The sequence below is a fragment of the Roseburia sp. 1XD42-34 genome (assembly GCF_009917385.1).
GTDB lineage: Bacteria > Bacillota > Bacilli > Bacillales > Amphibacillaceae > Virgibacillus.
In genome coordinates this window covers 236,108-249,078 of sequence record NZ_QWLJ01000005.1, presented here as the reverse complement: position 1 = coordinate 249,078, position 12,971 = coordinate 236,108, and the positions used below count along the sequence as shown (strand labels likewise).

Annotated in this window: 12 protein-coding genes; 9 read left to right on the top strand and 3 right to left on the bottom strand. The window is 34.8% G+C overall.

From position 1 onward, the window contains the following. Positions 1-79: 79 nt before the first annotated feature. Entirely contained in the window at positions 80-1,756 is a 1,677-nt protein-coding gene (locus tag D1839_RS04540; protein WP_120378477.1) for a type IA DNA topoisomerase, read from the top strand. 733 nt (positions 1,757-2,489) lie between these two features. Here D1839_RS04540 and D1839_RS04535 read toward each other — a convergent pair. After that, complete coding sequence (locus tag D1839_RS04535; RefSeq protein WP_120378479.1) at positions 2,490-2,696, bottom strand: hypothetical protein; 207 nt, start codon at positions 2,694-2,696, stop codon at positions 2,490-2,492. A 361-nt stretch (positions 2,697-3,057) separates the two neighbouring features. Here D1839_RS04535 and D1839_RS04530 point away from each other — a divergent pair, with 361 nt between their 5' ends. Next, positions 3,058-3,393 (top strand): DUF1433 domain-containing protein, encoded by a 336-nt coding sequence (locus tag D1839_RS04530; protein ID WP_120378480.1) that lies wholly within the window; start codon positions 3,058-3,060, stop codon positions 3,391-3,393. A gap of 182 nt (positions 3,394-3,575) precedes the next feature. Here D1839_RS04530 and D1839_RS04525 read toward each other — a convergent pair whose 3' ends face one another. Continuing rightward, positions 3,576-3,890, bottom strand: coding sequence for a hypothetical protein (locus D1839_RS04525; protein ID WP_120378481.1), 315 nt, complete (start codon positions 3,888-3,890; stop codon positions 3,576-3,578). A gap of 17 nt (positions 3,891-3,907) precedes the next feature. Further along, positions 3,908-5,173, bottom strand: a complete 1,266-nt coding sequence (locus D1839_RS04520) for a lipase family protein (RefSeq protein ID WP_158589592.1) — start codon at positions 5,171-5,173, stop codon at positions 3,908-3,910. Between the two features lie 115 nt (positions 5,174-5,288). On the opposite strand from D1839_RS04520, the gene D1839_RS04515 reads away from it, so the two are divergent. The 7 genes from D1839_RS04515 (at position 5,289) to D1839_RS04485 (ending at position 12,800) form a co-directional block, all read left to right on the top strand. Continuing rightward, entirely contained in the window at positions 5,289-5,582 is a 294-nt protein-coding gene (locus tag D1839_RS04515; RefSeq protein ID WP_158589593.1) for a DUF1433 domain-containing protein, read from the top strand. Between the two features lie 223 nt (positions 5,583-5,805). After that, positions 5,806-7,662, top strand: a complete 1,857-nt coding sequence (locus tag D1839_RS04510) for an ArdC-like ssDNA-binding domain-containing protein (RefSeq protein ID WP_120378484.1) — start codon at positions 5,806-5,808, stop codon at positions 7,660-7,662. A 50-nt stretch (positions 7,663-7,712) separates the two neighbouring features. After that, a complete protein-coding gene (locus D1839_RS04505) occupies positions 7,713-8,966 on the top strand; it encodes an ArdC-like ssDNA-binding domain-containing protein (protein WP_120378485.1) in 1,254 nt (417 codons plus the stop codon). Between the two features lie 101 nt (positions 8,967-9,067). After that, a complete protein-coding gene (locus D1839_RS04500) occupies positions 9,068-9,928 on the top strand; it encodes an HNH endonuclease (protein WP_147358270.1) in 861 nt (286 codons plus the stop codon). Between the two features lie 31 nt (positions 9,929-9,959). Continuing rightward, positions 9,960-10,490 carry an SMI1/KNR4 family protein gene (locus D1839_RS04495; protein WP_120378487.1) on the top strand — a complete coding sequence of 177 codons (531 nt, stop codon included), beginning with the start codon at positions 9,960-9,962 and terminating at the stop codon, positions 10,488-10,490. A gap of 307 nt (positions 10,491-10,797) precedes the next feature. Then, positions 10,798-11,073: a hypothetical protein gene (locus D1839_RS04490; protein ID WP_120378488.1), complete on the top strand. Its 276-nt coding sequence runs from the start codon at positions 10,798-10,800 to the stop codon at positions 11,071-11,073. Positions 11,074-11,276: 203 nt separating this feature from the next. After that, a complete protein-coding gene (locus D1839_RS04485) occupies positions 11,277-12,800 on the top strand; it encodes a recombinase family protein (RefSeq protein ID WP_120378489.1) in 1,524 nt (507 codons plus the stop codon). Positions 12,801-12,971 lie beyond the last annotated feature (171 nt).

The following is a 12,971-nucleotide window of genomic DNA, read 5'->3' as shown; positions in this document are numbered from 1 at the left end:
CGGTACAATACCGAATTCAGACCTTAATAGCTGCTTAGTAAAATTATCTGTCTAACTTTATGGGGTCACTTCAGAACGGGTGGTTTGTGATTATATTGCTTTATATAAAGAAGCACAAACAAGACAGTATAGTGATTGGATAGTTGGCATGAATGCTTCTCGTTTATACACATTGCTTTTACAAAAGAAAGGGTTACAAGGGGTATTTAGTGTTGGGCGCGTACAAACACCAACGCTATATTTGATTTATAAACGTCAAGAAGAAATTGCAAACTTTACGTCCCAACCATTTTTTGAGCTGGCAGGAAATGTGACGGTGCATGAGCAAAGCTTTGAGGCTAAGCATAATCAGCGCTATGATACCAAACAAAAAGCGATGGATATTTTACAGTCCCATGGTATTCAAGAAGGTGAGCAGGATGGGAAAGTAAAAGAACTAGAAAAGGCAAAAAAGAAAACGAGAGCTCCGAAGCTGCACTCTTTATCTACGTTACAAACAAAGATGAACAAACAACGGAAGTACAGTCCATCGATGGTACTGGAGATTGTTCAAGGGTTGTATGAAAAGAAATTGGTCACTTATCCTCGAACGGACTGTCACTTTATTACAGAGAATGAATTTGCTTATGTGAAGCAAAACTTGACTGCCTATCAAGAGTCTTTAGGTATTTCTTTTTCTGTGAAGTATCCAGCAGCAAGAAAAGCGTACGTGGATAGCTCGAAGGTACAAGAGCACTACGCCATCATTCCAACCAAACAAGTTCCACAGCTGGAACGTTTGACAGAAAAAGAAAGGGATGTGTATCGAGAAATTTTAGCAACAACCTTGGCCATGTTTGCACCTGATTATGAATATGAAGAAACAAAAGTAATCATTGATGTGCGAGGGTTAAGCTTTTATAAAACTGGAAAAGTAGAAAAGAATCGAGGATGGAAGGTATTATTTCCACAGGAGAAGCAACAGAAGCAAAAAGAACAACCTGCGCAGCTTCCTGCCATGAAGCAAGGTGATGACTGCATGGTCGATGTATTTATAAAAGAAGGAAAAACGCAGCCTCCGAAACCGTATACGGAGGGGAACTTAATTCAAGTGATGAAATATGCAGACAAGGACGTCGAGGATGAAGAAGCAAAGCATATCTTGAAACAAAAGGAAGGCATTGGAACAGAGGCTACCAGGGCAAGCATTATTGAAACGTTAAAAAACCAGCAGTATATTGAAATAAAGAAAAATGTGGTGTACGTAACATCAAAAGGGAAAATCCTTTGCCAAGCAGTAGATGGAACATTGCTAGCCAGTCCAGAAATGACAGCAAAATGGGAAACTTATCTAGCGAAAATAGGGAGAAAGGAAGGCTCACAAGATAAATTTGTAGCTAATATAAAGAAATTTGGTGTTTATTTATTGGAACAAGCGCCTCATCAAGTGGCAACGCTAAAAGGTGAAATCAACCAGGTAACAGAGCATTCCCATGTTGGCGATTGTCCTATGTGTCAAACAGGCAAACTGCAAGATAAGGGGATATTTTATGGATGCAGCAGCTACCAAGAGGGATGTACATTTAGCCTGCCTAAAACGATGTTAACGAAGAAGTTGCCGCAAACAGCTGTTCAATCTCTTTTAAAAGGAAAGCGAACGAATTTGATCAAGGGATTTAAAAGCAAGAAAGGAAAGAAGTTTGATGCGTATTTGACGTTAGACTTGGAAGGGAAAATCACCTTTGAATTCCCGAAGAGGAACAGGGGGAAATCGTAGTTTTCTATTTTGGTTGAGGTTAGAGCTGCGCCTTAAGCTTAACACAGCTCTAACTTTTCTTACCTTATGCCTTCAGTTATCTCAGAAACTGTATAAATTTTATTTAAACTACCTTTCACCAAAACCCCTGTTTCAGTTTAACATGTTCATAGTTCGCCTTGTAAACACGATCCATTTCGTGGAGCCGAATTATAGTTCCATTCCTGCAAAAGCCAATAAGTGCGAATCTCCTCATCTTGGCTGGGCGATGTATCATGCATCACGATTAACAGCCATTTACTCGCCAACTTTAAAGGCTTACTATGAGAAAAGGCTAGCTGAGGGTAAGCACTATAACGTGGTGCTAAGCCATGTAACGAAGAAATTAATAAGAGTGATATTTCATTTACTGCAAACCGGTGAATCATATAAAGAAGTACGTGCGTAATGTAAAAAAGAGAAGGTATGGTAAATAGCGTTGCAATAATCTCAGATTTTACACTATAAATAAGTTTGATGATTCATTTCAAATTCACAAATCGTCAAGCTATTTGCCATATTCCAAAACTTCTAATGGAAAATGCTAAATTTATTGCTAAAAGCTTTATATAGTGAGTTTCTCTTAAAATAGAGAAATTCTGTTGCTTACAACGTAATTTTCCGTTGTCTGAGGGTTGAAATCATCGCCATCAAAATAATAACAGTGGATGCTTCTAATTTATATGCTTTGCTTAAAGATGCAACTAAACATGTTTTATTTACGGTTAACTTTTTTCTCATCAGTTTTTTTAGCACTTATTTTTAGTCTTGATAGGATAACAACAATCAAAGCTAATAAATTTAAAAAAAAGAATACTAAATAATATACATTTGTATATCCCTCTAAAAGATAAGATCCGTATCGTAAAGTATTAATTCCTAATACACCGAGCAGCAAGACAAAGGTTTTAATATTGTTCATCTTTCTTCACCACCTAAAAAGGGAAATGCGTTAAATATAGAGTTATTATAACATATTTTAATAAGTTTTCTGGTCATAAATGAATGGTCATAATAAATTTGCATCTAATGAGAGTAGAGCATTCAAAATCTACTGTTAAAAGTTAAGTTAAAATAAGAACATATCTTGGAGCTGAATGATGTTCTCTATAAAGCGGTTCATCAAGGCATGGCTTGCTTTTCCATCAAAATGTTGATTGACTTTGGTTAAAATATTCTGATGTTTTTGGGAAAGTGACTCAACAGCATAACTATGTTCGAAGTGCAATTTTGTAATATCTACATTCTCTTCTAAATCCAGTGAGAATAAGGAGGTTAGCTCGATGAAGAAAATACTTTTGATGTCTTTTGGAATCATTATACTATTAGGGGGTTGTAATGTGAAATCAAACAATGAAACTTATGATGAGGCAACGAAAGAAAGAGCCCAAGAAGCTGTTGAGCAATATATTAAGAATAACTATGAGGGGATAAAGTCTGTCGAGATCGTGGACATCTATCAAAGTCCAATGGGGGGATTGACCGTTGATGGAATTATTAATGAAGGGGAAGCTGATTTTTCAGCTGGTGTAGAAAGTAATTATAAGGTGGGTAGCGTAGGCCTAAGTGAAGGATTTCCAGAAAGGAAAGAAGAATGTAAAGAAAAAAATTGTGATTAATAGAAAAGAAATTAGCAACAGTAAACCAGTTATACTTTTTGCATACGAATTCTATACGAAAATCAATGATTTACATGGTAAAGTAATAATATAGGTTAGCATCCTAAAAAAGCTTTTAACAAGTTTTTCTTGTTAAAAACTTTTTCTTTTCAATGAATGGGTTCACTTATTAAGATTTATTCCTACCAAAACCATTGTTTAAGTTGAATATTTTCATAGTTTTCCTTGTAAATACGATCCATTTCTTTGAGTTGAGTTATATTATCTATAAAGCGTTCCATTAAGGCGTGATTTGCTTTTCCGTCAAAATATTGGTTGATTTTGCTTAAAATAACCTGATGTTTTTGTAAAAGTGACAAAACAGCGTAATTGTGCTCTAATTGCATCTTTGTAATGTCCACATTTTCTTCTAAGTTCTGTTTAATTTGCTTCTCTAACGCTTCCTTTTGTGCTTTAGTTTCTAGGTAATCTTTCCACCAATCACTTCTACTACTCATTGTTTCACCATCCCTTATTAACGTATATGTAGCCATTGAGCAAGTATTTGATCGATTTGTTTAAAATTTTTACTCATTTTAACCATATGGTAAGCTATTTCTCCTGTATCATTTTGATTCTTTCGAAGCTTTTCCAAAAGATGTTCAAACTCATCTATATCGATTAAAGAAGGAATTCCATCTGCCCCAACATTTGTTAATTCACGAAATATTTCATCCACATGAGAGGTATTTAATTTATCGTATTTTCCTGATCCAACTATGTTTCTATATGTATTTCTTAATTGTTTCATTGAATCTAGATGATCGTCCAGTAATCGAATTAGCGCAGCTCTTGTGGTTGCAATTAGTTCTTCACTTTCCTCCATTTCCGTGGCTAATTGATGCATAAGTTCTGTTTGGATGCGAATATGAAAGTCATGAACGCCACTATTTTTCAACTCCAATGGAGAGGATTGTAACTGGCCTTTAATCTTTTCGCCGTACAATAAATGAGGATGTAAATAACCTTCTTCATTATACATATCCTCGCTTACGTAGTTCTTGATACGATGTGTCTTAAGGGTTTTTCCATTGTTCTCTGCTGGATCACCGACATAATATACAGAACCAACAGAGTGCTTATAAAACGTTCCCACGAAGTCGTCAGGGTATGTGTAAGAAATAATATTATCTTTAAACTCCCCATTTAATGCCCGTTCCTGATCTTCTTTGGATAAAAGGTCAAACACGTCAGCTGAAGCAAACGTAACAGCGTTTGAGTCATGTTTGACAGCGAAATACTGCGCAAGACCTCCCCCTAGAGAATGTCCGGTAAAAACGATGTTGTTTGCTCCATGTTTTTTTACATATTTTTCAACAATGGGTGCAGCTTCTGTAAATTGGTTTTTGTTCGTATACGTGAGGGTTTTGTCTTTGGAGTTAAGTTTTGCCTTCCCCGTTGTTAAAGCAGCGTCTTGAGATGGGGTTCCTAAATAAGGTGTTTTTCCGTATTCTTTTTTGGTATAATCGGAATCACCAAGAATAATTCCATGAAGGTCTTCTTCATAATCTTTAAGAGAATCTGGCTCTGTTCCCCTGAAACTGATAACGATTTCATTTGTGTCGGGGTTTTGGAGTACATAACCGTCTAATCCAGTATCAGGGCTTTTAATGGTTTCAATCTTCTCCCAAACTTGTTTTTTAGTTGTTGATTGAATGGAGATTCTTTTTTGAATTTTCCTGTAAGACAGATTGGAAATTTTAGAAGCAGCTTTGTCTGTTATACTGTGGGAATTCGCCATCATTTTGTCCTCCATCTTTTGATATTAGTTACTCAGTTAGGATGTGATACGAATGAAAAAACTGTTCATTTCAACAATTTTTATTATTACAATTATACTATTAGGAGGTTGCATTGTGAACTCAAATAATGAAGATTTTGATGATGAAACAATTCGTAAAGCTGAAGAATCAGTTGAAAAGTTTTTAAAAAATAACTATAAAGATATCCGTACAGTAGATTTTGAAAAAGGTGATTATAGTACTCCTATGGGAGGAATGGTAATTAGCGGAATAGTTAATAATAATAAAGAAGCGACTTTCTCTATCGACATTGATTATCAAAGTAACTTCAGAGTTGGTTCGATATCCGAAGGAAATGAATTTCCTGAAATAAAAGAGGAATGCAAAGAAAGAACATGTGATTATTAAAAGAGTCAAATTGACAAAAGCAAAAGAAGATATACTTTTTGCATACGAATTCTATACGAAGATCAATGATTTACATGGTAAAGTAATAATATAGGTTATCCCCCTAAAAAAGCTTTGAGCAAGTTTTTCTTGCTCAAAGCTTTTTTCTTTTTTTGCAAAATGCAGAGGTTATGTTTTAAGGCCAATCAAAAACAAATTTAACATTGAAAGGGAGAGTAAGGAGATGAGCACAGAAAAAGATTTAAGAAGAAAGTATAGCGAGCTTCTATTTGCCAAGCAAAATGAACAGAGGTATCCAGAACAAAAAGGCTATGTAAAAGAGCGTGAGAAAATAGAAAGGCAGTATTGGGATGCCGTACTTAGATCGAAGTTACCAAAAGAACAGTTAGAAGCAATGGAAAAACAGGCGATCAATGAGCTTGAAGAATTTGCTGGCTTGTACAAACAAAATGTGGAGAATGATTTAGACAGTGATAAAGACAGAGAAGCTTTTAAAAAGCTGTTCATGCAAAAAGTTTTGGAAGAGTTAAGTGAGCCTGAACCAAATCAGCAAAAAGAAGCGACTCCATTTAACAAGCAGCAATACGAATCCAAATCGAAGGAATTCGAACAAAAATATGGATATGATGTTGTTTATGCGCTTAAGAGAGAAGTATTGGATGAAATCAAAGAAATGGATTTAACGCCAGCTCAACGGGAAAAACTTCAGCAGATAGAAACAGAATTAGAAAAAGAAAGAAAAATGCACCAAGAATTAGTGGAAACGCAAAAAAACAGCAAAAAAGAAGCAAGTACTCAAAGGACTAATAATAGAACGATGGAAGCTCGTTACAAGCAGAGCGAGTTTTTAACTGGAGTTGAAAATGATTATACGCGTAATAATAAAATAGATAAAAAGCAACAAGTTGAACATTTGACGAATGAAATAGAACAGGATATTGAAGATTATTTTGCAACTCCTGAACGTCTCAAAGAATATTTATCACTTATAGGAAATTTTCATCAATATTCCTTTAAAAACACAGCATTGATTCACAGCCAATTTCAGGGAGCAACAGCAGTAGCCAGTGCTAAGTTTTGGAAGGATAATGGTTTTCCGGTAAAGAAAGGGGAAAAAGGAATTCAAATACTCGTGCCAAATAAAACGGATCCCAAGTTTAAAACAGAGGATGGGAAATGGAAACGTATAGAGGATGCAACAGATGAGGAAAAAGAAAAATTAAAAGCAAATCAATTGGAGAAGAGAAGAAGCCGTCTTTCTTTTTCAGTGGGACATGTATTTGATATTAGTCAGACAGAAGCTACATCAAATGATTTACCTCATATTTTTCCAAAAAAATGGTTAGATGGACAGGTGGAAAACTATAAAGCTACCCTGGAAAGTCTCAAAAATGTGGCCAATGAAATGAATATATCAGTAGGAGAACCTTTTGATGAATTAGGTGCTGCAAAAGGAGCTTTTTACTATGACGATTCTGGTAAAAGAAATGGGCACATTGGTTTAAATCCTCGGAATAGTGAATTGCAGAATGTTAAAACATTGCTACATGAATTAGCACATGCAAAATTACATCACATAAAGCATAAAAATCACCAGAAGCTTTCTACTGCTGAAAAGGAATTCCAAACAGAAATGACTGCTTATACTGTAGCAAGTTACTTTGGTATGGATATAAGTGACTACTCCCTTAGTTATTTAGCAAATTGGACTCAGGGCAAGGATTTACACGACAAGGAAAAACTTTTACAAGAAGTAAGAGAAACAGCGACAGAATTTATTGGAGCAATGGAAGAAGGGTTTAATAAACAAAAAACTAAGCAGCATGAATTTGAAGAAAATAAGGACACAATGAACAACTTATTCTGGTATGAAATGAAAGAAAGGCCGATAGGGGACAATTCTCAACCTAAAGGATTTGTGGATTGGAAAGAAAGTGAAGGAGAGAATGGTATTGTAGCTTACGAGAGAAAGCTAACAGCTGATGAATTAGCTGAATTTGGGATGCAACCTTATGAAAAAAAGAAAACAAAAGAAAGCAACAAGAAGCAAGTATCCAAAGAACAGGAAATAGAACGATAAAAGCTCCCTTTAAGCAGAGGGGGTTTTTTAATGGAGTTGAAGGTGATTGTATGCGTAGTAATAAAATAGACAAAAAGCAACAAGTTGAACAATTGACCAATGAAATGAATCAGGCCATTGAAAATTATTTTGCCACTCCTGAACAGCTCAAAGAATATTTAGCATTTATGGGGAACTTTTATCAATATTCTCTTAGAAACACAGCACTGATTCATAGCCAATTTCAAGGAGCAAGGGCAGTAGGCAGTTTTAAGTTTTGGAAGGAAAAGGGTTTCCCTGTGAAGAAAGGAGAAAAAGGAATTCAAATTCTCGTGCCAAATAAAACAGTTCCTAAGTTTAAAACAGAGGATGGGAAATGGAAGCATATGAGAGATGCAACAGATGAGGAAAAAGAAAAATTAGAAGCAAATCAATTGGAAAAGAAAAGAAGTCGTCTTTATTTCTCTATAGGGCATGTATTTGATATTAGTCAAACAGAAGCTACATCAAGTGATTTACCTCATATCTTTCCAAATAAATGGTTAGACGGACAGGTGGAAAACTATAAAGATACCATGGAAATTCTCAAAATTTTAGCCAATGAAATGAAAGTATCAGTAGGAGAACCTTTTGAGGAACTAGGTGCTGCAAAAGGTGCTTTCTATTATGGCGTTTCTGGTAAAGAGAATGGTCACATTGGTTTAAATCCTCGAAATAGTGAGGTGCAGAATGTTAAAACATTGCTACATGAATTAGCTCATGCCAAATTACATCACGTAAAGCATGAAAATCACTATAAACTTTCCACTGCTGAAAAGGAATTCCAAGCAGAAATGACTGCTTATACTGTAGCAAGTTATTTTGGTATAGATACCAGTGATTATTCTCTCAGTTATTTAGCAAATTGGACAAAAGGTAAGGATTTACAGGACAAGGAAAAACTTTTACAAGAAGTAAGACAAACAGCGACAGAGTTTATTGAAGCAATGGAGGAAGGGATGGAACTAAAATGTATGCAGAATGACCATGAAGTGAATAAGGATGCAATCCATGACACAGAAAAATTCATATTATTACAACATGGCAGTTTTGGAAAGATAGACATTTTCGAGTTTAATAAAACAGAGGTAAGAGAGAAGTTAGGGATTAAAAGTATAAATGACTTGCACTCATTTAATAAAAAATATGCCAAAGAGTATACGTTAATTGATCCATCTGTAATTAGAGAGCCTACCGTAGTAATAAAGTGGTCAGAAGCTGGACATAAGCTAGAACCAAATGCATTCATTCCGTTAAAAGAAGCAGATGAGATAATGAAAGGCTAGAGGCAGTGCTCGGCGAAGCAGGTAAGCTTCTACTTTATAGCTATAGTCGGTTTGCTGCTATTCCGGTTCAGTATTTACAGAAACATTTTGGATTAAAAACCATGGATTACAGTTACAGGGCTATGCATGCAGCTACAGCAGCATCAGGTGACTATTTAACTACAGGAGAATTTTCTACCATTGAGCACCAAGTGGTTTCTAAATTAAAGGTGTCTGATTACAAAAGAGAATGGCATGGTGTTTATTATACCTTGGCTGATGGCAGAAAAATTCGAGAGTATAAGTCAAAAACAGGTGATGTCCAGTATGAAATAACTGACACTATCCCTGAAAACCGATGGAAGCCAAGAGAACCTAACAAAGGGTGGTTGGATAGAAAAGTAAAAGACATAGGAGAAACGGGAGGGAAATTAGTAAAGGGGACAATTGATTTTCTGTTTTGGGATGATGTGAAAACGGTTATGGATGGTGGCTCCACTAAAGGTGAAAAAGTAATTGCTGGAGCTTCTCTGGTACCGATAGGGAAAATTGCGGGAAAAGCTTGGAAACTCATTAAGGGAGAAGGTAAGTTAAAGCTTGGTAATGAAAAAACTGGTAAGATAGTTACGAGAACCAAAGGTAATAGTGTTAGAATTATAAACAAGAAATATGCTGGAAAAACATACAATCTATCTGGTGATTTGGCTAAAAAATATCCGAATGGTGTTAAATTTACAAAAGAAGGATTCCCGGATTTTAGTCCTTATTCAAAAGTGAGTATAAAAATAGATGGTTTAAAAGGAAATACCTCTAGTGACTTTACAGCAGCTAATAAATCTATTGGTTTAAAGGCTACCCCTAAAGGTTACACTTGGCACCATGTAGAAGATGGAAGGACTTTAATGTTAGTGCCAACTGATTTACATCAATCTGTGAGACATACTGGTGGGGCTGCATTAATTAGAAAAGGATTGGCTCCCTAATTTATAATAATTTGATAAAGAGGTGTAGGTTATGATTGAAATTGAAGCAAGTAATGTCAAGTTTGATAAAGCAGAATTCAGTGATTTTGAAAACAAATTAGGCACTAATTTACCAGTAGATTATGTATCTTTTTTAAAAGAAAAGAATGGTGGAACTCCCGAGCCAAACATTTTAGAATTATCTAATGGAGAAATAAAATCAATATCAATAACAGATTTTTTTGGCGTTAATTTAGAGAAAAACAATGATCTAAATTCACAATACGATATATTTAAAGATCGAATACCAAGAAATAATATACCGATTTGCAGAGCTGAGGGAGGCAATATAGTTTGTCTGAATATTGAGGACAAAACTATTAGTTTTTGGGATCATGATATAGAGCTTATAAAGGAAGAATTAAAACCAAGAAATCCATTAATATATATTGCCGAAAGTTTCAATGATTTTCTAGAAAGTATAAAGCCCTATAACTCTGAAGATGAAATGGACGATTACAAAGTTAAAAATGTTTGGATTGACCCTGAGTTTTTAAAGGAAATAAAAAGTGATTCTAATTGACTTAATAATTTATCGGGTTTTTATTACATTAGCATTTCTATTTTTCATAACCCTTAATAGAGCGAGCCTATCAAAGGCGTTAACACATTATGTGATTTTTTTCCTATTTGTGCCTTAAGAACCATTTAAAGCTGTAATAGAAGTCCCAAGAGGTGAAATACTATTGGTAGAGTAGAAAAACAAAAAACAGAACACTTTACCTGGAGCATTATTGGAAGGGGATGGCGATCAAATACTAATGCCTCAAGATTGGCCTGAAGAATGGATTAGAGAATTTAGAGAAGCACCAAGTAGATAGGATGATCCAATGAATACTAAAACGGAATTAGTAGAACAAATTAAATTAGTTTTAAACAAATTGAATAATGATTATGAAACCGAAATAAACAATGGAATTCTCCACCTGATATATACAAGGTATGAACATGCATTAAGAGCACTTGAGAACAATGAAGACGTTAATAATATAAATATTATCGGTGGGGTAAGAGCATACTTAGATAGTTACAGTGACTATCAAAACCCTTTACTAGAAGAAATGCACAAGCCTGAGAATATGAACAAGGAATTATTATCAAAGTAACCTTTCTTGAATAGATATGTTAAACGACTAATATAAAATCTTGAGTAAGAGAATATCCTTTGAATAAACCTTGATGGGTTAAGAAGCCCATCAAGGTTTAATGCATATGGTAATGCAGAATCCTAATTCCGCAACCGCAATCATAACTCTTCCCGTAATGTTATAATGGAAGTACGCATATTTTGGTATTGGGGAGGGGCATTATGTTTAAACAGTCCGATGTAGAAATAACTAAATATAATGACTACAAATATTTAATTTACACTCGAGTGTCCAGTGATAAGGATAGCCAAAAAGAATCTGTTCCCAACCAAATTGATATATGTCGATACTGGCTGGAACAAAACCATTATGAATTTAATGAGAAAGCTGTATTAGTTGATGAAGATAAGTCAGGGACACTATTCTTGGAAAGAACGGCCATGCAATTAATTCTCCAAAAAGCTCGAAATCGGGAAATTAAAATGGTTCTTTTTAAATCCATACATAGATTAGCTCGTGACTTAAAGGATGCTTTGGAAATTAAAGAAGTGTTGCTTGGTCATGGTGTAAGAGTAGTAACCATCGAAGAAGGCTATGATAGCTATGTAGAAGGAAAAAATGACATGAAATTTGAAATGTTTTCAATGTTTGCTGCACAGTATCCGAAGTCGCTATCTGTTTCCATTAGTTCTGCGCTAGCAGCTAAAGTGCGGAGAGGGGAGCATATAGGGAAAATTCCATATGGTTATGACCGTATTGATCAGAAGTTAGTTATTAAAGAAGATGAGGCAAATGTGATCCGGCAAATCTATAAATGGTATAACGAAGAAGGGTTTGGCTTTAAAAAAATCACTCATCTGCTAAATAAAGGAGTTCGGGAGGGGGAAATTCTGCCTCCCAGAAACGGGAGGGCATGGCAAGTTACCACTATTCAGCGGATTATCAAAAATCCAACGTTTTGCGGAACGTTTATACTCAATCAGTATACTTCCATTAAAGTAGATGGACGTAAGAAGCAGATACGTAACCCCGAAGAAAAATGGATTGTTTTTGAGGATCATCATCCTGCCATTGTTAATAAAGAAGATTGGAAATTAGCGAATAGTAAAAAGAAGGTCAACATGAAAACGAAAATTACTCCATGGAATGAGTTTCGCGGACTTCTAAAGTGTGGAAAATGTGGATCTAATATGGTAATTATTCAATCTTGGAAAAAGAAAGTAGATGGAACTAAAACCCATTGGAGATACTTAAAGTGCAGCGCTTATAGGAGAAGCGGCGAAAATGGATGTGAAAATCATGTGCCTATTCGCTATGAAGAATTTCGCCGTTTTATAGTGGAACGTCTCTTAGAAACAGGACAAAAAGTTTCGCTTGATTTTAACAATACATTAAATAATCATTCCAAGCAGCAAGTGAAGCAATTGGAGAATAGTATTGCAAAATATCAAGAGAAAAGCGAAGGTCTTGTTGATCTTTACCTTGATAAATTGATTGATAAAGTAGAATTTCAAGTTAGAAGAAAAGAATTTGAACAACAGATAAAAGAAGCCCAAGATAAACTGTTCTTATATAAAAATGAAGAAGTTCAGGAAGTATCTGTGAAAAACATTCAACAAGCTTTTAAAACGATTGAAAAAAAGGATCAGGACTTATACCATGTTTTAAAGGTAATCATTGATTATATAACAGTAAATATAGATGGCAGTGTGGATATCAAATATAATTTTGATTTGAATAAATAGAAACTTAGAAGAGTGCCTTAGACTCCTTAGAACTTTGATGAACTCTAAGGCACGTAAGATTAGTTGGAATAAAGCAGAAATATTGAATTTTCTATGTTCGAAAAGAACTTAACTTTTCGCCTTCACAATTAACTAGAATTATTTAAAATAATAGTGTTATGTTCAACCTCT

Coding starts and splice junctions, on each gene's coding strand:
- D1839_RS04490 (WP_120378488.1), top strand. CDS start 10,798: ATGAATACTAAAACGGAATTAGTAGAACAAATTAAATTAGTTTTAAAC.
- D1839_RS04505 (WP_120378485.1), top strand. CDS start 7,713: ATGCGTAGTAATAAAATAGACAAAAAGCAACAAGTTGAACAATTGACC.
- D1839_RS04535 (WP_120378479.1), bottom strand. CDS start 2,696: ATGAACAATATTAAAACCTTTGTCTTGCTGCTCGGTGTATTAGGAATT.
- D1839_RS04485 (WP_120378489.1), top strand. CDS start 11,277: ATGTTTAAACAGTCCGATGTAGAAATAACTAAATATAATGACTACAAA.
- D1839_RS04495 (WP_120378487.1), top strand. CDS start 9,960: ATGATTGAAATTGAAGCAAGTAATGTCAAGTTTGATAAAGCAGAATTC.
- D1839_RS04510 (WP_120378484.1), top strand. CDS start 5,806: ATGAGCACAGAAAAAGATTTAAGAAGAAAGTATAGCGAGCTTCTATTT.
- D1839_RS04520 (WP_158589592.1), bottom strand. CDS start 5,173: ATGGCGAATTCCCACAGTATAACAGACAAAGCTGCTTCTAAAATTTCC.
- D1839_RS04525 (WP_120378481.1), bottom strand. CDS start 3,890: ATGAGTAGTAGAAGTGATTGGTGGAAAGATTACCTAGAAACTAAAGCA.
- D1839_RS04500 (WP_147358270.1), top strand. CDS start 9,068: ATGGATTACAGTTACAGGGCTATGCATGCAGCTACAGCAGCATCAGGT.
- D1839_RS04530 (WP_120378480.1), top strand. CDS start 3,058: ATGAAGAAAATACTTTTGATGTCTTTTGGAATCATTATACTATTAGGG.